Genomic DNA, 19,400 nt, shown 5'->3' on the forward strand with positions numbered 1-19,400 from the left:
CAGACACCATGCGCGGCGACGCTTCGCGCCGCCCACCGCACTGCAGAAGGGATCCGCTGTGGAAAGCAAGCACAACCGCCTGATAGGCTTCCTCGTGTACGACGCGCAGCGGTGTATCACCCGGTCGTTGGAGGCCACCCTCAAGCCCTACGACCTCACCCCTGGTCAATGGAACCTTATTAACCAGTTGGATCAAGCTGGCGAACTGTCACAGAAGGAACTGGCCGACCGCACGCGCAAGGAGCAAGCCACTATCACGCGCTACCTGGACACGCTGGAGCGCAAAGGCCTCGTGGTGCGCAACAAGCATCAAAGCGACCGCCGCGCCCACGTGGTCAGCATTACCGACAAGGCGCGCGAACTTATTCGCGTGGTGCTGCCGCTCACTGCCGACACAGCAAATCGCCTGGTAGAAGGCATCGATCAGAAGGACATCGACACTTTCGTCACCGTTCTTGCCGCCCTCAAAAAGAACGCCGACAACATCACAGGAAGCTAACGCCCGACGCGGCGGATTCTCTTTTGGCGCGACGGGGCCACAACCCCGCTTCACAAAATTGTGACGCGCCTCGCGCTATTGATTACGCCACGAGGTGGTTGCCCTCCTCACCACTATGGCGAGGGCTCATTCATGTACGATAAACCTAGCTAAAAAGGTTACCTCTGTAGGGGCGCTTCACACTTTTGTGATGTGCGGGACTTTTTGTTACAGCCTCACGGCATTTGTTATTGAAAGAGCGGCACCTTCCCCAACAGGAAATCTTCGATGGGGAAATCTTTCGAGCCGATGATGAGGCTATAGGTTCCAGGGAAGCGACTCACGAATTCGCCGAGGCCTTTTGTGCGTTTGGGGCGGCCGCTTTTTACTTCCAGGGCGGTGCGCTTCTTCCCCTTTTTGATAACGAAGTCCACTTCGGCCGTGCCGTCTCGCCACCAGTACAAATCGAAATGTTCCTTGCGGCTGCGCGCAAGTAGGTACGCGCCTACCGCGCTTTCGACCAGATGACCGCGCCGATCCGGGTCCTCCATAAGGGCGGCGCGATCTTCCCCTGAAGTTGCAACCATGAGCGAGGTGTCGTGGACAAGCAAGCGCGGAGAACTGGTTTTTGCTTCAAGCAACTTGTCCGAATACTTCTTCAAACCCGACAAAAGACCAGCCTGCGACAGGAGATCAAGGTAGTGCGTGATGGTGTCGGTGTTCCCCTTGTCGTCAAGTTGTCCGATAATTTTCCGGTAAGAAATTTCCTGTCCTGAATACAATGCGCCCAGTTCAAACAACGCGCGCAGCAGCGCAGGCTTGCGACGCCGGGCCTGGGAGGCTCGGCGTTTTTGTTGCGTATTCTTTTTAATTGCGTCGTTTTTTCGTTCGCGCGAATTTTTGTTGTCGTTGTTAAGGCGTTGACTCCGTTTGGCGAATTCGTTATCCGCGTTCGTTATCCGCTACGTTATCTGCGTTCGTAATCTGCGTTCGTTATCCGCGGGCGGTGCCTAGTTCGCTGTCGGGGGTGTTCAGGGGGTCGATGGGCGGGATGTCCCAGTTGTCGCCGGGGAGGTGAGGCGCCATGGCGTCCTCGGTGCCGGCGGCTTTGAGGCGGTCGAAGTAGTCGCGCGTTTCCTTCACCACCACGCCGGACAGCGCGATAAGGGCCACCATGTTCGGCAGTGCCATCAGGCCGTTAAAGATGTCGGCGATGGTCCACACCGCAGCCACGGTCATGTAAGGGCCAATGAACACAGCAGCAATGTAGAGCCAGCGGTACACCTTCACGGCTTTCATGCTGCCGTTGCTGAAGTACTCAAGGCAGCGCTCGCCGTAGTAATCCCAACCCAGAATAGTGGTGAAGCCGAACAGCACCAAGCACGCCATCAGCACAAACGATACCACCTGGCCCGGAATGAACGGCAGGCCCGCCTGGAACGCAGCGGTGGTCACGGCCGCGCCCTCAAGCCCGGGAATCTGGTACGCACCAGTCATCACCAGCGCGAGGCCCGTCATCGTGCACACCACGATGGTGTCCAAGAACGTGCCGGTCATGGACACGAGGCCCTGGCGCACCGGCTCCTTCGTCTGCGCAGCCGCCGCGGCAATAGGCGCAGAACCCAGACCCGCCTCGTTCGAGAAAATACCGCGCGCGATACCCTTCTGCATGGCCACAATGATGGCGCCAAGCATGCCGCCCGCGGCCGCTTGCAGGCCAAACGCGCTCTGGAAGATGGTGACAAACGCCGCCGGCACCTTATCAAGGTTCGTGCAAATAAGCACCAGCGAGAAGCCCACATACAGCACCACCATGGCGGGGATCACGCGCTCGCTCACCTTCGCGATGCGCTTTAAGCCGCCGATGACCACCAGGCCCACCAGCACGGCCAGCACCAGCGAGCCAATGACGGTGAAGATGGAGTAATCCATGCCCAACAGGTTCACCGTGATGTTCTTCTCGGGGTCAAAGAACCCGGTGATAGCCGTCGAAATGGAGTTGACCTGCGTAAACGTACCAATACCAAACAGGCCCACACACATGCCGAAGAACGCGAAAATCTTCGCCAGCCAACGCCACTTCATGCCCATGCCGCGCTCAATATAGTAGAACGGGCCGCCTAGCACGTGGCCGGTTTTCTTGTCGATGCTGCGAAACTTCACCGCCAGCAGGCCCTCGGAGAACTTGGTCGCCATGCCGAACAGCGCGGCCAGCCACATCCAAAACAGCGCGCCGGGGCCGCCGGTGACGATGGCCGTAGCCACGCCCACGATGTTGCCCGTACCGATGGTGGCTGACAGCGCGGTGCACAGCGCGCCGAAGCTGGTGACTTCGCCCTCGCCGCCCGTCTCGTTCTTAATCATGTAGCGCAGCGCGCGCGGCAGCTGACGGAACTGCACGCCACGCAGGCGTACCGTCAGCAAAATGCCGCCGAACAGGATGAGCACCATCAGGGGAATGCCCCAGATGAAGTCATCGATAGCGACAAGCGCATCGTTTATGACACCGAAAAACCCTTCCACTTCTCGTTCCTCCTTCGCATGACAGCAGATGATGCGCAAGCCGCTGACCTCGTATAACACGGGGTGCACAACACAGCGCACGCGCAAAGCTTGCCCCAAAGGGTGCGCGAAAGAAGGCGGGTGGAAAATACACGGGGTGCACGGGAAGGACGCGGGCGCAGCGACAGGTATCGCGTGCGCGCGACAAGCGGGTAGCTTTGCTCTGTCCTTTGGCCTGAGAGTTTCGACAACGCCGCAGCAAGGCGGCGCGCCTTGCCCCTTCGGCACCCGTAACCGGGATTCTCCAGAGGCCCCTAACGCGCCCTGTCTCATGTAGATCCAGGGAGCCTCAACGGGGTGACGCTATGCACAGCCGCACAGTGTAGCAGAGAATTCAGGAAAAGTTAACAATTTCGTGACAGATCGACGGCAATCGGCGAGCATCGCCGCACGAGACAAAAGTGTGACGCGCTAGCGCGCTGGCTATTAGGCCAGGAGTTTTCTCGCGTCCCTTGCCTTACGACGCGGGTTGACTGACTTGAAGGCGTCAACTTACAAGTGGTACAACCTCTATAGGGCGCTTCGCGATGAATTGAACCCCCTTCGCAAAGCGCGAAAACGCAGGTCAGGGTTGGGTTCTCCGCCTTCGGCGGAGAGGGCGCTTCGTTTTTAGTTAGGTTTATGATACATGGATGAGCCCGCGTCATAGTGGTCGGGAAGGCAGCTGCCTTGTGACGTAATAGCTAGCGCGATAGCGCGTCACACTTTTATGACGCGGGAAGGAACTCTTGGTACAGCCCCTTCGCTTTTACACGCACTGTTTCACGTGAAACAGTGCGTTCGTTTTTCGTGCAAACTTTTTTGATTGCTGATGAAGTTTCTCACTTTTGGGTCTTGACAGAGGGGGGGGGGCCTCACATTACAATGCAGAACAAGGGAGCTCCCATCCGGATCATGATTGAAAGGATGGAGCATGGCTAAAATCAGTAAACTTATCGACGACCTTACCGGTAAGACCGAGGAGGAGGCGAAGCTGCGCGAGCAGTTCACCTTCTTGCAGAAAATGGCCCGCTCAAAAGCGGAAACGTTCGAAACTCAACTCAAGGTGATGTTGAGCAACAAGGAAGCCATGGGGCAGCTTGAAATTGTGGGCGACCGCGCTTTCGAGTATCGGAATTCCCAGCATGTCAATATTTCGAACGGGTGCAACGCGGCCATCGGCGAGGCGGTCGATGATTTCTTCAAAGGTTCAAGTGGCGTGAAAGATGGTTTCCAAAAAATCGTCAAAACCGCGCTTAGCGGACTTATCGGCGACACCTCCATTGGCGAAACCCAGGAAAAGATGTTCTTCGTATATCCCGAGAATTATTCTATCGTGCGCGTCGACGTGATGGCCTACAAATACACCTTCACTTCGAAAGGCGTGCTGTCAAAGGATGTCGAGAACATCTTTGTTTACACCATGGCCAAATCTATTGTGGACCACAAGAAGGTAGGCATTGACTTTCTGTTGCACTGCGTTGTCGACATGATGCAAAAGCCTGGTCAGGAAAATCCTCCTCTCGAAGAGGTGATGGACTTCATCAAGGAGCTGAGGGCTTGTTGGAAAATGCTCGATGACAGCGATACCTCACCCGACACGGTGCTGAACGCTTGGGAATCAGGTAACGAAAACGATACGTTACCGAATTTTGTAACACCGGAGATGATTGAGGCAAAGCAGCAGATAGATGAACAGCTTAACGCCATGACCTCCGTTGAAGAAGTTCTGGCTGTGTAGATTCTTCCGAAGTCACCAACTATCACATACATTTTGAAACAGGAAGGGAGGGCGCTATGCCCAGAACAACAGTAACAACTCCCACCAGGGATGATCTCATCAACATGAATCGCCTGACCCAAGATGGAACAGGAGAAGTGTTTAAAGATGAAGATCTCGACGATATTGTCAGTCTCAATAATGCGGCATTTGATTATTACATCGACGATATAAATGACACTACGAGCATCGGCATTGTCTTTGCCCACCTGATTGGCTCTGGCCACATCTTTACGGATGGAAATAAGTCCACTGGCACCCGTGCTTTCAAGTGGATTCTCGCCCATAACGATAAAGAACTTAATCCTGATCTTTCCGAAGAGGCCCTGATAGAAATTATCAACGACTTGGTTGAAGTGGATGACCCGGCGGAAGCCGTACAAGCGGCTATTGAAAAAGTTGCACCGTATGTAAGGGAAGTAGACCTTTAGAATGACGGCTGATTAACGGTCGTGAAGCGTAAGAGGGGACTGCAACAAAAGCCCCTCACCTGCCAGGTTGACTGTAGGGCAAGGACTCTGCCTTTGCCGATAACTACGTTTGACCTGGCAGGTTTATTCTGACTGAGCGGCAAGGGCAGAGCCCTTGCCCTACGGAGTGCCCGAAAAAGGCTTTTCTCCCCTAGCGCAGGGCGTCGGCTACTTTGCGGGCGGCGGCGGTTATGGACAGGTCGTCAACGTTGACGGTGATCTCGGCATACTTTTCGTACAGCGGCTTGCGCTCGTCGTAGAGGTCGCGCAGGCTCATGCCGATGCCGCCCTTCAGCACCACGCCGCGCTCCTGCAAGTCATGCAGGCGGCTCACCAGTTCGTCGTAGGAAATCTGCAGGTATACCACGCGGCCAATCTCGGCGAGGTGCTTCATGGCCTCATCGGAGTACACGGCCGAACCACCCGTGGCAATGATAGAGTTGTCGGCCTGAATGTCGCGCAGAATTTCGTTTTCCACCTGAATGAAGCCCTCGGGGCCGCACGCGTCAATGAGCTTCTGCAGCGTTTTGTCGCACTGGTTCTGAATGACCAGGTCGGCGTCCATGAAGTCCTTGTTGAGAATCTTCGCCAACACAATGCCCAGGGTGGACTTACCCGCGCCGGGCATACCAATGAGGACAACGTTGTTCCGCTCTTGCTCCATGATGCCTCCTTGAACTCGCTACTCGGTAACCCCGTCCGCGCGCTCGGCGGCAGCGCTGCCCACGCACTCGTCGGCCAGCACCGGCGCCTCCACGGCCACCACCGGGCCGCCGGGCGTCTCAAGAGCCAGCGGCTCGTCGTCCGCCCCGCGCTTCAACGGGAATGTTTCGCTCACCACTATAGCAATGAAGATGAGGGCAAAGCCTCCCACCAGGCGAAGCCCTATCTGTTCCCCATACAGCAGCACGCTGAACAGCACGCCGAATACGCTTTCCAGGCTGAGGAACAGCGACGCCTGCGCGGGCGGCACGTGCGCCAGCGCCACATTCTGAATGACCAGCGCCACGCACGACGCGAACACCACAAGATACGCCATGTTTGCCCAGAACGCGGGCGTGAGCGCTTCCATCGGCGGCAGCGTTTCGAAGCACGCGCCGTACGCCACGCCGCAGATGCCGCCCACCACGAACTGCATCACCGTAAGCACCAGCACGTCGTTCGTCTCTGAGAACTTCGACACGTACACAATGTGCACGGCGAACAGCAGCGCCGACACCAGCGTCATGGCGTCGCCGTAGCCCATCGACAACTCGGAAAGCGATCCCGTCAGCGACACCAGCCCGATGCCCGCCACCGCCATGATAGCTGCCACCAGGTTAAACACCGAGGGTCGCTTGCGCGCAATAGCCCACCAGGCAAACGGCACAATGACGCAGTACGTGGCCGTGAGAAACGCATTTTTGCCCGGCGTAGTGTGGTCGAGCCCGATGGTTTGAATCCAGAACGCTAGATAGCACAGCACGCCCAGGATGATGCCCTTCACTAGGTAATCCTTCGCCATCTCGCCCGTGAAGGCACGGCGGATGCGCCCGAAGAACAGCACAATTAGAATGGCACCCGTGGCCAGAAAGCGAAAACCAATAAGGTACGCCGGTTGCAGCACATCCACGGCGTCTTTCATCACCACGAAGCTGAGGCCCCAAATGATGGTGGCCACCACCAGCAGCAGCTTATAGACCCCGGTAGGAATGCGGTTTTGTATGTTCGCGAATTTTCCCATGACGGCTCATTATAGAGGTAGGGCGTGCCCTTGTCAGCGCTCAAACTCCCGTTGCGCCCCGTTCTTCAGCACGAGCGTCACCTTTGTGCCGGCACCCAACTCGCTTTCCACGTCCATGTGCGTGTCGGGGCCGAAGTACCCACAAATGCGGTCGTGCACGTTCTTCACCGCAATGCCGCAGCCGGTGGACGACTCGGGGTGCAGAATATTCTGCCGCGCCTCTTCCGTCATGCCCACGCCATCGTCGGCCACGCACACGATCACGTCATCGCCCTCCACCGTGCCGGTCACGCGAATGGTGAGTTTGCCCTCGGAGGGCATGGCGTGGCGCACGGCGTTTTCCACGAGCGGCTGAATGAGGAACGGCGGTACCATCATGTCGTCGACGGCGGGGTCGATGTCCACCTCCATGGCCACGCGGTCCTCACCGAAGCGCGCAATTTCGAACGTGAAGTAGCGTTTCGTCTGCTCCATCTCGCGCGCGAACACAATAAGGTCGGCCGAATCCTCCAACGTGCGGCGGTAGAACACCGCGAACTCGCGCAGCAAAATGCGCGCCTTCTCCGGATCGGTGCGAATGAGCGAGGCGATGGTGTTGATGGTGTTGAACAAAAAGTGCGGGTTGATCTGGCTTTGCAGCGCCTTCAGCTCCATGCTGGTGGCAAGCTTCGTCTGCTCTTCTAGCGCCGAGGCCGCCATCTGGGTGGACAACAGCTGGCCGAACCCTTCGGCGATAGATTTCTGCGTCTCGCTGATGTGGCGCGCGCGACGGTAGTAGAACTTCAGCGTGCCCGCCACGCTGTGGCCCACCGTGAGCGGCACAATGATGGCCGCCTGAATGGTGGTTGAGCTGGACGGGAACCCAATTTCCTCGGGCGTGAGCAGGATGCGGCCGTGCCCATCGGCCAGCGTGGCATGCGTCGCGTGCGTGCGAATAATGCTACCGGAGGGGTTTTCGGCCTCTTCGTAGCCGGCGTAACCCAGAATGTGATCCTTGTCGGTGATGGCCACCGCGATGGCGGCCGTGGAAGGAAGCAGCAGCTGGCAGATGCGCTGCGCCGCGTCGCGCGTGAGGCCTTCCTTCATGCAGTCGAGCGTTTGACTGGCCAGGCGCAGCATGGCATCTGACTGACGCGCGCGCACTGAATCCGGGTCCATGAGCAGCCGAATGACGATGACCAGCGAAAACGTGAACACGATGCCCGCCACAATGAGCACCGCAATGTTGCGATACGGCGACACCGACGACCATATGAGCACGAGCCCCGACAAGGCCGTGAGCGTAAACATAAGCATTTCAAGCGTGAAGAAGCGAGGCAACGCTGGCTTCACTTCCGTCGTCTCCTGAACCAACGGGGACCTCCTTGCTGTAGGTGGGCCACCATCCTACCAGCTACGTCACCAAGATGCACGCTTTTAGACAGGGGTGTATGCGGGGGCGCGCGGTCAGCGAGCCGCGGGCGGGCTGCGACGCACGCCAACGCGCGTGGTGCGCGGCCGCTAGCCCAGGATGCCCAGCTCGTTCAACACCAGCACCACGGCCGCTACAATAAGGAAGCCGCCGAAGATGAAGCGCAGCATGCGCTCCGGCACAATGCGTACGAGCCGCGCGCCCAGGATAGCGCCCGGAATGGAGCCGATAGCCACCGCGATGCCCGCCATATAGTTGATGTTCCCCAGAATGCCCTGCTCAATGACACCGGGAATGGCCAACAGCATCACCGCAATAAGCGAGGTGCCCGACGCCTGTTTCATGGAAATGCCCACCAGCGACAACATGAGCGGCACCATGATGAAGCCACCGCCCACGCCCACATACCCCGAGGCCAAGCCCGCGCCCAGGCCAATGGCCGCCCCAATAAGCAACTGCTTGCGCGTCAGCTTGGGAAACGACTTGCCCGTGTCCGCCGCAATGGGCGTGGGCGCCAGTTCCGCATCCTCGTTCGCCGCCGCATCACCCACCTGCTCAACGGCCGTTTCCGCCAGCACTGCAGGGTCATCCGCAGCTGCAGCCGGAACTTTCTTCGCCGCGGGCTTCATGCGCCAGGCCTTTATCAGCGTATTCACCGCTGAGTACCCAATGATGAGCGCGGCCACCAGCATGACCAGCCAAGCCGGCGAGATCTGCGCCAGCCACACGCCGATGGGCGAGGTGCACGCGCCGCCCAGGCCGGCGGCTATGCCCAGCGACGGCACGCACGTCTTGTGTCGCACATGCGACACCGCGCCCGAGATGGACGTGGGAATAATGGTGAACAGCGACGTAGCCGTGGACATGATGGGGCTCATGCCGAACGCCAAGCGGAAGATGGGCACCAGCACCGTGCCTCCGCCGATGCCCAGCATGCCCGACAGAATGCCGATGCCGATGCCCACCACAGCAGGCAAAACAAACGAAGTGAAGAGGTCCATGCGCGCGCCGTCCGTTCCTTGCAGATTCGCGATTTGTCCACGTCACAGTGTAGCCGAAGCGGCTGCGGGCGCGAACATAAGGCGCCGGGATTCCGCCAAGCGTCACGACAGCGTTTCCCAGCGACAACGCCTCACCGGCAAACGGCAGCGCCAACGCGCGGACACGCAAAACACGCCATGCGCGCAGGCGCTACTCCGCAATATTCAGGCGAATCTCACTCGTCGCTCCGGGGTCAATACCGGCAGCTTGCGCCGCGATAGCGGCAGCCTGGCGCGGTGCGTCAACGCCAATTTGACGCTGCGCGGCGCACTGCACCAGCGCCGTGCGCAGAATCTGGTCGTTCTCAAAGCGCGCCATGAGTTCAGGCCACACAAACTGGAACTCGAAATACTTCGAGCAGTTCCGCTGCGCATACAGGGTAGCCTCGCCGGTAGCCGCCTTCGCCGCCTTGCGATACGCCTTCTTGTCAGGCCGTGCCAAGCTACGCAGAAACGCCGTCAGGCGAATGCGCTTCGTCACGCCCGGCTCCAAAAACGGCCCCGGATACGGCTCAAGCGACGAGGGTTTCACTTGCAAAAGGTCAATCTGCGTGCGGCTGTACTCCATCTTGCGGTACTCGTAGAGCCACCGGAAGATGTCCTGGCGAAAGCGCGTGCCTTCGCTTTCGGTCTCCGGCGGCAGGTGACGCAGGCTCCACTGGTTGTCAAACCAGATGTCGGAGCCGTACATGCGCAGGTCAAGCATGTAATCGAGGTCTTCGCCGCGCGCGATCCACGGGTCGAACGACAGGCGCTTGAACGCCTCTTTGTGCAACGCCAAGCAGCCGCCACACACGTGGTTTGAACGCGACAGACGCGGGCCGCGCATAGCCTTCGTCATCATCTTATTGAAGGCTTTGCCCTGCTGCCAGAAATGGTTGTACCACTTGTCCTGGCTCTTCGACAAAAACGTGCCCTCGGAGTTGAAGTAGTAGCCCGTCTTCGCCAGAATGGGAATGCCCTTCTTTGTGAGTTTCCCCAGGCCATAAACTGCTTTTTGCAGGAAGTCGGCGTCGTCGACAATCTCGTCGTCATCCAGGAATACCACGGCGTCGAAGCCGAGCGTGTTCGCCACCACCAGGCCCAAATTGCGAATGGCACCATACCCGGAAAGGCCAATTTCCTTCGACAGCTTGCCCAGGCCCAGCTGCTCCATGCGCTGCTGCACGAGCGCAAGTTCCGGCGCGCCCACCACGGCAATGTTGAGCGACGGGTACTGCGCGGCTGCGATCTGCACCTTTTCGGCCGCCTGGTTCTCGATGGACGGCTCGCTGGCCACCAGAATCACAATCTGCCCGATGCCGCGCACCTTTTGGAGCGAGTGCAGAAGGCGCGGCAGCTCGCCGGGTTGCGAGATGGGGGTGGTGTGATCGTACGTGGTAAGAAGACTGCCGCCTTCCTTGCGCCGGCGGGCAGAGATGAAAGTCGGTATGATGATAACCGGGTTCATGCGGTTCCTTCAGTCGGAGGCGGCCCCCTCGGCACGCCTGCTTCAGTTAGTCCAACCGTATATTGTAGCCGCTTTGCGCACATACGCCCGCCCCTTCACGTAAACAGCGAAGGGGCGGGCGTATCGCGAACACTAAAACAATGCGAGGGGTGGCGAAGGCGGCGCTTCCAGCGGTAAACCACAACGCCGCCTAGCGGCTTTCAGCCTGCTTCGAGTCCAGCCCGCCTGCCTGCGAGCGCGTCTTTTCCGCCGGACGCTTCACCACATTAAAGCGCTTGAGTGCCGTAAGCAGCGGCAAACCCAGCACATACATGACCAGCGCCTCGCCAATTCCAGTAGCCACCAGGCCGAACAGGTACATGGGAATGTAGGCGCCATCCAGCGCGATGGTGGTGAACGGAATGGTGTAGAAGCCCAACCCCTGCAACAAAAGCGGCAGATAAGCAGGCACGATAACCGCGTTCGCAATCACGGGCCCCAGCAGCGCCAGCTTCGGCCGCTCGCGCATTTTCCAACACCACAGCGCGCCCAAGAAGGTGGCCAGGCTGCCAAACACCACGTCGAGCAGGCCTAACGCACCGGTGCCGTTCACCGCAAGCGCAATGAGGTTCGCCACGATGCAGCCCACCGTGAGCCCCGGCACGGCCGCTGGCGTGAGCACGGCCAGCACGCACACGGCCTCTGAAATGCGGAATTGCACCGGCCCCCATGCAAACCCCTGCAACAGCAGAAGTGCGATAAGCGTGGCTGCAGCATACACGGCCGCAATCATGCCCGCCTGGGCGACGTACGACGATCTTCCCTTGTCCATGGGATTTCTCCTTGTCTCCGCACGGCCTATCGGCCGCGGGCTTTGGGCAACTAATAAGCCGCAAACGCAGGGCCCAACGATGCGAACGCGGAGCAAAGCCAAAGCAGACGTGAGATCCCACCAGGCAAAGCCGGAGCGAAGTATAGCAGAAGAATTAGCAGCAATCAGCGGAAAGCTTATTGCGCGCGGCGCGCCGATCCTTGAGAGCACGGGCGATCCTCAGCACCGCGTAGGCACCAAACAGCACCGTGTACACCACCACGCTCATCAGCGCCGCTTCGCCGCCGCGCAAGGCCGCGGGCAGCAGCATCAGCATCAAGTGCACGTACACCAGGCCGAAGAAGGGGTACGCCCACCATTGTATGCGCTTCCACGTTTCTTTGGGCATACGCTTCTTCACCACGTTAAACGAGGTCACACCCAGCACCAGCAGCAGCACAAACAGCACGAGCGCTATCACCAAAGCAACGGCAACGTTAACCTGCGCGAAGCCTGCGGAAAGCCGCGTTGCGTACGAGGCGAGGTACACCGCCATGTGCCCCAGCGACAACAGCCAGGCCACGATGGACAACTCGGCTCGAATGGGGCGAAACCGCTGCGCCACAAGGCCATCGCGGCTGAACACGCCAATGTACATGACCACAATAAACAGCGCGGTGGCCAGCGTACACTTATGCACCAGCAGGAACAGCACATCGTTAAGGGGGCCTGGCAGCCGCACAAACGACCCCATCACGAACAGCACATCAAGCACAATGGCAAGCGCATAAAACACCACGGGCCAGCGCTTCAACGGCGTGCGCAGCGCATACACCGCCACCACCGTAATCACGAACACCAGAAGGAATGTCATTCGAGTACCCCCATCGTTGCTGCGCCAAAGGAAGCGAGCGCTTCATAAGGTTCACCTGCAGCCAATTCTTGTGTACGGCGCATAAACGAAGGCAACCATACTTGGGCATGTTCAGTTAAAAAATGCTGAACGCGGCTTTCCCAGATAGTAGCCTCATCAGTGTCCTCGCGATTACTTGCATCAGCGAACTTGGCGAAGAGGAATGACAAGAACTCAAACTCATCAAACACACTGTCACACGGTTCCTTGCGCTCATTCTTCGCAGCAACACCCGCCTCATGCATCTGACGCTCAACGTCAAGTGTCACCGGCGTGCGAAATAGCACGGGAATACCCGATAGCCCGTGCTCCACATGAAGAAATGCACTTTCATAAGGGAAGATAGGCGTGTGACCACCAGGTACAAGATAAAGACGCGAGTACGTGGTGCGCATACGTGAGCACAAATCGGCAGCATCAAATCCCTGCCACCTGCGAAGGTCATTGGCAACCTGACGCGCACCTTCGCTCGCCACGCCCGCATCGCGTAGACATGCCTCAGCGTCGTCCGCAAGCGCGCCACTGGAAAGTCCTTCCGCAAGCTGTTCGTTTGGAAATGCGAATGCATAAGCCAAAAGTTCGCAAGCGTCAGCCTTCCCCACACTACTTTTTAACGCTTCCATCCGCTCCATTCGCTCCCCCTTGCACATGAGAGGCCGCCCAAGCACACGCCGACCGAGTTTGCAAGGAAGGGGCTTGATCCTTGTTGCCATTCACCGCTTCTCGCAGCAAAGACAGCCCCTACCCTACAGCCAATCTTCAGCGCGTGCTGTTATAGCCCCACGTGACAGTTATCGCAAGTAGTACACACTGGGCTTCGTGCCGGCTTCCTCGTTGAGGAACAGCGTCTCGCGGCCAGCTATAGCCTTCGACACGTCCGACTCCGGATCGTCGATATCCCCCCAATAACGAGCGCGACCGGGGCACAGTTGCATGCAGGCGGGAACTTCATCACGATCAATAAGATTCTTACAGAACGTGCACTTCTCCACCGTACCTCCCTTGTGCGGCGGCGCGTCATATTCACCTACCACCACATCAAGATAGTATTCCGGCGAAACGATGAGCGTACGTACACCTTCATAGCGGCACGCTTTAATACACGACTCACATCCTATGCACAACTCACTATCCACGAGGACAATGCCAGTTTCTTCGTCTTTAGTAGTAGCTCCCGTGGGGCACACTTCGAGACACGCCGGCTTCTCGCAGTGCTGGCATTGGAAGGGCAAGAAGGAAAGCACGGGGTCATCATGCGTACCACCTGCGCAGTCGTTCGAAAGAGCTCCTCTTGCAACGGCAAGGCCCAGAGTGTCAAAATTTTTATCCGGCTTGGTATATACCACGTTGTAACTAATGTCTTTAGGCAGATTGTTTGCGACTTTACACGCAGCAGCGCATGCCTGGCAGCCGAAGCAACGGTTTAGATCGATTGCCATTCCATAATGGGTCATCTTGCACCACTCTCCTAGATTTTCTCGATCATAACCGCAACGTCGTTAAACGCCTGGTTTGCGATCATAGGGCTGTAGTCTTTCGAAGATAGGTTCGCGAAGTGGCCATCAATAAAATCGTCTTTTTGCCAGCTACGACCCGATGACACCATCTTGCGAGGCAAACCAGCACTGATCGCTGCTTTCATAACTACATAACCATTATCATTGGACAGACGCACGGTATCACCCTCCACAATGCCCAGCTCAGCTGCGTCGTCAGGATTGATGCGCACGATGGGCTCGCGCTCAAACTCGCGCACGTAACCGCATTCCCACCATTGCGTGTGCGTGTGAGTACGCATATGCTCAGACAACACGCTGTATGGGTATTGCTGACGGTATTCGCGGTCCTCGCCGATAAATTGTGGTGTCTCCCAATACAATCCACGTTCTTTCGAAATATCGAAATCGGTTGTCGACACATTGTTAGGAACAGCTGTCTCCTGATACAACTGGATACGGCCTGTTTCGGTAGCAAGAACATCAGCTTTGCCAAGTTTGTCGCCTTCCGGATAGATACGGACGGCACCCTTGGTTTTAATGTTCTCTAACGTACAGCCCAAGGACTTCCAATAATCTGAATTGAGCACTGTTTCGGCATACTCGTCCTCCGTGCACCAGAACTCACCCAATCCGAGACGATCGAGAATCTCGCCGAATATTTGAAAATCGGATTTCGCTTCACCGAGAGGTTCGATGCATTTGTCCTGCCACAACAGATACGGGTGCGACGAGAACAAAAAACCAATGTCTTGCTGTTCGAACCAGTGAGCAGCAGGAAGTACGATGTCTGCATGCTTGCATGTTTCAGTCATGCACATATCCGCAACCACCACGAATTCGAGAGCGTCCATCCAACGCGCCGTATAATCGTTATTGCACATGGTAACCATTGGGTTTGAGCAATGGATATACGCGCTTTTGACCACGTAATCCTTGCCTTTGAACTTACCCGACGTAAACACTTCCTCGAATACTGTGGTGTCCAAGTGACCTGAAACACCAGGGGCTGCCTTTCCGGAAGAGTCAACCGGATAGCATGCCTCCTTAATGTTGGAGAACATCATCTGAGGCAGATACTCTTCACTTTGACCGATAGCGGCGCCGGGCTTTCCAGCATTGCCAGTCAAAAGTCCGACCAAGTACACAGGCCAGCCGGTGTAATGGGCGTTGCGATAGTGATTCAAACCTTGCATGATTTCTGTCGTCACGGGACCATCTTCATAATAGACGCGTGCAAGTTCGCGAATATCGTCTTCGGAAACACCGCACACAGCAGAAGCGGCCACAGGAGTCCAAGCCGAAATGTAGCCCATAGCATTTTCGTATACCGTTTGGACCGCATGGCCTTCGATGGGAGCTACGTTTTTCAATGCCGGCTTTGTCGCCTCGCTGAACGCAACGGCTTTGCCGGTATCTTCATCCCAAACCGCTGGCAGATCGATAATCTTTGGTTTGCCCGTGAGAGGATCCACATCTCCTTCTGTTGGCTTTACACCAAGGTCGCTCATGCGAAGGAACATTCCATCTTCTTTGATGAGCAGGCCGCAGTTTGTCTTAGTGCGCAGCGTTTCTTCGTCTACCCATCCGTTTTCGAGCAGCACATTGATCACACCTAGTGCAAGGGCGCCGTCTGTACCCGGCTTGACGGGTATCCACCAGTCAGCCTTAGCGGTGTTGGGGTTGTATACCGGATCGATGACGATGAAGCGAGTACCCTGCTCTTTAGCCTCTATCATAAAGTGCAGAGTATGAGGAAGCGAAATGGCAGGATTGTTTCCCCAAAGAATTTGGGTTTTCGCATTTTTGCGGTCGGTCAATTCGTTGCCAAGATCGCTGCCTCCATGCGCGCGTGTTGCACCGTAGCCCGTTCCCACGTCAACATCGAGTCCTGCATCTGTGCATCCGAGAATATTTTCAAAGCGCACCACTGCACCAACCGCGTTACAACTTCCGCTAAAAAGAGCGTAATTGCCCGAACCATAGAAGAGCATGATGGACTGAGGACCAAACTCTTCACGATAACCAGTCCATTTTTCTGCAATGGTATTTAACGCCTCGTCCCAACTGATGCGCTCAAAATCAGTCGAACCCCTCTCGCCAACTCGTTTCATGGGATAGAGCACACGATCTGCGCTATAAATACGACCCACCTGCGTCAAACCACGGGCGCAAATGCGATTATATTCCGGATTCGGCATATCGCGTGCCGAGGTACGCACCACTTGATCATCTCTGACGTGCACATTTAGGAAACAGCCACCACCGCAGTTACCACGGCACACTCCCGCAAAGATTTTTGTTTCCGGAGCCTCCTGTGGTTCTTTCGTTTCCTCGAGGTTGTTAGTTTTAGGGCTGCAGCCTGCGAGGGCTCCTGCGGCTGTGAGGGCTGCGGCGCCTTTGATGAAGCTCCTGCGCGAAAAGCCGTGCGGCTTCGCCGTCTTCTCTGTCATGCGGTTCTCCTCTCATCCTTCCACCGGGGCCTTCAAGGGCGCGCGACCGAACACCGGCGCCCTGAAGGCATAGAACCCGACCGCGGGAGAGCGGGGAGGGAGGGATACACCCCCGCGAATCAAGGTTTCGAAAAGCCTTGTCATCCCCTGACTTTTCGTTGCCCTCACTTTACGAAGCATCAAGAGTTATTACGATAAATCGGAAATAATTTTCGGGTTAAGAAAATCTTAGCGAGATATTAATGAGCGACGCGGTGAGCAGAAGAGGCACTGGCAGCCACGCGGTTTTGGGAATCCTCGCACGCAAGCGCTGACCGCCGTAGAACAACAACGCAAACCACACGCCCGCGCAAGCCGCGCCACCGACACGCAAGTTCCCCCCTGTGCGCCCTCTATCCTTCAACCTTATCGGTCATCTTGTACCCCACGCGCTGGACGGTGAGCAGGTACTTTGGCTCGCTGGGGTTCTCTTCAATCTTCTCGCGAATCTTGCGCACGAACACGGTGATGCTGTTCGTCTTTACGTCAGCCTCGCCTTCGCCCCAGATGTACTCCTGAATTTGGCTACGGGTGAACACCTTGCCTGGGTTCGACGCCAGAAACGCCACAATCTCGAACTCCTTAGTGGTGAGCGGCACGGGCTTGCCCTTCACAAACACCTGGTATTCGTCGAAGTGCACTTCCAGCTCGCCGATGCGCGCCACCCCCTCGCGGTTGCAGCAGCGCGCGAACTCCAGCGTGTCCTTATGGCGGCGGATGTTCGCCTCAATTCGCAGCAGGAGTTCCGTAGCGTTAAAAGGCTTGGTCACGTAGTCGTCGCCGCCCGCCTTGAAGCCAATGCTCTTGTCCACAATATCGGTCTTCGCTGATAGGAAGATGATGGGAATGCGCCGCCCCGCCTCGCGAATGCGCCGGCACAAATCGAAGCCGTTGATACCCGGCAGCATCACGTCAAGCAGTAGCAGATCAGGCTTCTCATCAGCCAAAAGCGCCAGCCCCGTCTCGCCGTCCTTCGCGCCGCAGAACGCGTAGCCGCTTTGCACGAGCAGCTTCTCGATGGCCGCGTGCAAATTGTCCTCGTCGTCAATTAGCATTACTTTATACATGCCCTTCGCCTTTCCCTTGGATGCCTCAGCCGACGATGGCGTCAGGCGGAATGTGAATCGTGAAGGTGCTGCCGCAGCCCAGCGCGCTTTCCACCGACACGGAATAGCCCTGCACCGTGGCGTATTCACGCACGAGCGCCAAGCCCAAGCCGCTGCCGTTGTACTTGCGCGTGGACGTGCTGTCCACCTGGAAGAATCGTTCGAAAATGCGCTCCTGGTCTTCGGGCGCAATACCAATGCCGTTGTCGCGCATGCGCAGACGCACGCTGCCATTAGCGCGATTCACGTCCGCCCGCAACTCCACCGTGCCGCCGTCAGGCGTGAACTTGATGGCATTGCTGGCCAGATTCTCCAGCATGCGCTGCGTCTTCTCGAAGTCGCCGTTCACCAGCGGCACGTCGGAGGCCACGCGCGCCGTGAACGACACGCTATACTTCTTGGCGAGTGGCGTCATGGTTTCGCGCACTGCGGCCACGATATCGCCCAGATCCATGGGCTCGCACGAGGTGCGAATGCTGCCCGCATCCGAGCGCGCGATATCCAGCATGTCGTTGATCATGGCAAGCAGAATATGACTGTTCTTCTCAATTTCTTCCCAGGAATGGCGTTCGCTGGCGCGTTCGGGCGGGCAAGCCTCGCGCGAGATCTGCGCAAACGTGATGATTGATGTCAGCGGCGTGCGCAGTTCGTGGTTCACCATGGCCAGCAAGTCAGACTTGAACTGGGTTTCCTTCGCCAGTTCGCTGTTCAAGCGCTCAAGGGTGTCGCGCTGTTGCTCAAGCGTGGCATTCGCGCGCCTCAGGTCGTCGGTGCGGCTTTCCACCTGATCTTCCAGATGCTCGTACACGGCATTCAGCTCTTGGGCCATGCTGTTGAACTGCACAATAACCCGCCCAATTTCCTTCGCCGCGCGACTATCATCAAGCGACACCTTCAGGCTTCCCTGTTCCATCTGCGCGAACGCCAGCTTCATGCGTTCGAGCGGCCGAAACACAAACCAGGTGGTCACGCCATACACCACCCCGCCAATGAGCAGCGTAATCATGAGGAAGTACGCCACGTCGCGCACCACGTTGGCGCGCATGGCCTCTTGCTGCTGGTCAAGCGGTATGACAATACTAATGGCTCCGCCCACCGAGTCCAGCGTCCACCCTTCCTTCGCCTTGCCAGTGATGTCTATTTCGCCGGCCGGCTCGCCGTGGCATTCGAGGCAACTCTTGTCCACCTCAAGCGCCTGCGCGTAGCGGAACCGCTCGGTGCCCTGGAAGTCGGCCACGCCATAATGTTCTCGCACGCGCGCATCGGCGTTGAACGATTCGAGCGCCGCCGCTTCGAACGCGTCCGGCTCGTCCTGAACGTTGCGCGGATTGAAGTTGGTGTAGCGAATGGTGTAGTCGCTGCCCTTTGAGAACAGCGCGCCCACGCTTTTACCCACGCGCGAGCAGTGCAGCCCCTTGAATTCATACACACCGTCTGACGTGGTGTTTATAACGTACTGCGAGTTATCCATGAACTTCCACACGGCATCCATTTCGCGCGCGAACGTGCGCGCTTCTTCCAGCATAGACGCCTCGGTTTGTTCTTGCTGCGAGTGCATATCCAGCAGCACAAACATAAGAAACGAAACAGCGAACACGGCAGAAAGCGCAACCAAATAAATGGTCTTCAAGCTAATGTTTTTCACAATGGCCCCCTAGCGGCCGTGGCGCACAAGCGCCACCCCTCCCCGCTTGGCGGGAGACGTTAACA

17 protein-coding genes and 1 riboswitch are annotated in these 19,400 nt (G+C 57.5%); of the genes, 3 read left to right on the forward strand and 14 right to left on the reverse strand.

Annotation, left to right across the window (positions count from 1 at the left end):
- Positions 1 to 58: 58 nt before the first annotated feature.
- On the forward strand, positions 59 to 499 hold the full coding sequence (locus QNJ86_RS11660) for a MarR family winged helix-turn-helix transcriptional regulator (RefSeq protein ID WP_283832802.1): 441 nt from the start codon (positions 59 to 61) through the stop codon (positions 497 to 499).
- A 227-nt stretch (positions 500 to 726) separates the two neighbouring features.
- Here the strand turns inward: QNJ86_RS11660 and QNJ86_RS11665 are convergent, their stop codons facing one another.
- Together QNJ86_RS11665 and QNJ86_RS11670 are read right to left on the reverse strand one after the other, a co-directional pair.
- Complete coding sequence (locus QNJ86_RS11665) at positions 727 to 1,437, reverse strand: ATP-binding protein (RefSeq protein WP_347278127.1); 711 nt, start codon at positions 1,435 to 1,437, stop codon at positions 727 to 729.
- 34 nt (positions 1,438 to 1,471) lie between these two features.
- Positions 1,472 to 3,001, reverse strand: a complete 1,530-nt coding sequence (locus QNJ86_RS11670; protein WP_283832803.1) for an alanine/glycine:cation symporter family protein — start codon at positions 2,999 to 3,001, stop codon at positions 1,472 to 1,474.
- A gap of 192 nt (positions 3,002 to 3,193) precedes the next feature.
- Positions 3,194 to 3,298, reverse strand: a riboswitch (glycine riboswitch).
- A 655-nt stretch (positions 3,299 to 3,953) separates the two neighbouring features.
- Here QNJ86_RS11670 and QNJ86_RS11675 point away from each other — a divergent pair.
- Positions 3,954 to 4,760: a hypothetical protein gene (locus tag QNJ86_RS11675; protein ID WP_283832804.1), complete on the forward strand. Its 807-nt coding sequence runs from the start codon at positions 3,954 to 3,956 to the stop codon at positions 4,758 to 4,760.
- Positions 4,761 to 4,816: 56 nt separating this feature from the next.
- Complete coding sequence (locus QNJ86_RS11680; protein ID WP_283832805.1) at positions 4,817 to 5,230, forward strand: hypothetical protein; 414 nt, start codon at positions 4,817 to 4,819, stop codon at positions 5,228 to 5,230.
- Positions 5,231 to 5,420: 190 nt separating this feature from the next.
- Here QNJ86_RS11680 and QNJ86_RS11685 read toward each other — a convergent pair whose 3' ends face one another.
- From QNJ86_RS11685 to QNJ86_RS11740, 12 genes are all read right to left on the reverse strand, one after another.
- Positions 5,421 to 5,933, reverse strand: a complete 513-nt coding sequence (locus QNJ86_RS11685; protein WP_283832806.1) for a shikimate kinase — start codon at positions 5,931 to 5,933, stop codon at positions 5,421 to 5,423.
- Positions 5,934 to 5,951: 18 nt separating this feature from the next.
- Positions 5,952 to 6,992: a DMT family transporter gene (locus QNJ86_RS11690; protein WP_283832807.1), complete on the reverse strand. Its 1,041-nt coding sequence runs from the start codon at positions 6,990 to 6,992 to the stop codon at positions 5,952 to 5,954.
- Between the two features lie 33 nt (positions 6,993 to 7,025).
- On the reverse strand, positions 7,026 to 8,345 hold the full coding sequence (locus QNJ86_RS11695) for a histidine kinase (RefSeq protein ID WP_283832808.1): 1,320 nt from the start codon (positions 8,343 to 8,345) through the stop codon (positions 7,026 to 7,028).
- Between the two features lie 147 nt (positions 8,346 to 8,492).
- Positions 8,493 to 9,404, reverse strand: a complete 912-nt coding sequence (locus QNJ86_RS11700) for a sulfite exporter TauE/SafE family protein (RefSeq protein WP_283832809.1) — start codon at positions 9,402 to 9,404, stop codon at positions 8,493 to 8,495.
- A gap of 190 nt (positions 9,405 to 9,594) precedes the next feature.
- Positions 9,595 to 10,893: a glycosyltransferase family 2 protein gene (locus QNJ86_RS11705; RefSeq protein ID WP_283832810.1), complete on the reverse strand. Its 1,299-nt coding sequence runs from the start codon at positions 10,891 to 10,893 to the stop codon at positions 9,595 to 9,597.
- 190 nt (positions 10,894 to 11,083) lie between these two features.
- Positions 11,084 to 11,704: a QueT transporter family protein gene (locus tag QNJ86_RS11710; protein ID WP_283832811.1), complete on the reverse strand. Its 621-nt coding sequence runs from the start codon at positions 11,702 to 11,704 to the stop codon at positions 11,084 to 11,086.
- A gap of 154 nt (positions 11,705 to 11,858) precedes the next feature.
- Positions 11,859 to 12,557: a ferric reductase-like transmembrane domain-containing protein gene (locus QNJ86_RS11715; RefSeq protein ID WP_283832812.1), complete on the reverse strand. Its 699-nt coding sequence runs from the start codon at positions 12,555 to 12,557 to the stop codon at positions 11,859 to 11,861.
- On the reverse strand, positions 12,554 to 13,228 hold the full coding sequence (locus tag QNJ86_RS11720) for a TorD/DmsD family molecular chaperone (RefSeq protein ID WP_283832813.1): 675 nt from the start codon (positions 13,226 to 13,228) through the stop codon (positions 12,554 to 12,556). The genes QNJ86_RS11715 and QNJ86_RS11720 overlap by 4 nt, the downstream gene beginning before the upstream one ends.
- A gap of 159 nt (positions 13,229 to 13,387) precedes the next feature.
- Complete coding sequence (locus tag QNJ86_RS11725) at positions 13,388 to 14,050, reverse strand: 4Fe-4S dicluster domain-containing protein (protein WP_283832814.1); 663 nt, start codon at positions 14,048 to 14,050, stop codon at positions 13,388 to 13,390.
- A gap of 14 nt (positions 14,051 to 14,064) precedes the next feature.
- Entirely contained in the window at positions 14,065 to 16,545 is a 2,481-nt protein-coding gene (locus QNJ86_RS11730; protein WP_283832815.1) for a molybdopterin-containing oxidoreductase family protein, read from the reverse strand.
- Positions 16,546 to 16,937: 392 nt separating this feature from the next.
- Entirely contained in the window at positions 16,938 to 17,651 is a 714-nt protein-coding gene (locus tag QNJ86_RS11735) for a response regulator transcription factor (RefSeq protein WP_283832816.1), read from the reverse strand.
- A 25-nt stretch (positions 17,652 to 17,676) separates the two neighbouring features.
- Positions 17,677 to 19,335 carry an ATP-binding protein gene (locus QNJ86_RS11740; protein WP_283832817.1) on the reverse strand — a complete coding sequence of 553 codons (1,659 nt, stop codon included), beginning with the start codon at positions 19,333 to 19,335 and terminating at the stop codon, positions 17,677 to 17,679.
- Positions 19,336 to 19,400 lie beyond the last annotated feature (65 nt).

It is taken from the genome of Gordonibacter faecis, from assembly GCF_030077735.1.
Classification (GTDB): domain Bacteria; phylum Actinomycetota; class Coriobacteriia; order Coriobacteriales; family Eggerthellaceae; genus Gordonibacter; species Gordonibacter faecis.

What these genes read in the sequence shown, in the direction of transcription:
- QNJ86_RS11700 (WP_283832809.1), bottom strand. Translation starts at nt 9,404, where the DNA reads ATGGACCTCTTCACTTCGTTTGTTTTGCCTGCTGTGGTGGGCATCGGC.
- QNJ86_RS11705 (WP_283832810.1), bottom strand. Translation starts at nt 10,893, where the DNA reads ATGAACCCGGTTATCATCATACCGACTTTCATCTCTGCCCGCCGGCGC.
- QNJ86_RS11685 (WP_283832806.1), bottom strand. Translation starts at nt 5,933, where the DNA reads ATGGAGCAAGAGCGGAACAACGTTGTCCTCATTGGTATGCCCGGCGCG.
- QNJ86_RS11675 (WP_283832804.1), top strand. Translation starts at nt 3,954, where the DNA reads ATGGCTAAAATCAGTAAACTTATCGACGACCTTACCGGTAAGACCGAG.
- QNJ86_RS11715 (WP_283832812.1), bottom strand. Translation starts at nt 12,557, where the DNA reads ATGACATTCCTTCTGGTGTTCGTGATTACGGTGGTGGCGGTGTATGCG.
- QNJ86_RS11730 (WP_283832815.1), bottom strand. Translation starts at nt 16,545, where the DNA reads ATGACAGAGAAGACGGCGAAGCCGCACGGCTTTTCGCGCAGGAGCTTC.
- QNJ86_RS11680 (WP_283832805.1), top strand. Translation starts at nt 4,817, where the DNA reads ATGCCCAGAACAACAGTAACAACTCCCACCAGGGATGATCTCATCAAC.
- QNJ86_RS11720 (WP_283832813.1), bottom strand. Translation starts at nt 13,228, where the DNA reads ATGGAGCGGATGGAAGCGTTAAAAAGTAGTGTGGGGAAGGCTGACGCT.
- QNJ86_RS11725 (WP_283832814.1), bottom strand. Translation starts at nt 14,050, where the DNA reads ATGACCCATTATGGAATGGCAATCGATCTAAACCGTTGCTTCGGCTGC.
- QNJ86_RS11690 (WP_283832807.1), bottom strand. Translation starts at nt 6,992, where the DNA reads ATGGGAAAATTCGCGAACATACAAAACCGCATTCCTACCGGGGTCTAT.
- QNJ86_RS11710 (WP_283832811.1), bottom strand. Translation starts at nt 11,704, where the DNA reads ATGGACAAGGGAAGATCGTCGTACGTCGCCCAGGCGGGCATGATTGCG.
- QNJ86_RS11735 (WP_283832816.1), bottom strand. Translation starts at nt 17,651, where the DNA reads ATGTATAAAGTAATGCTAATTGACGACGAGGACAATTTGCACGCGGCC.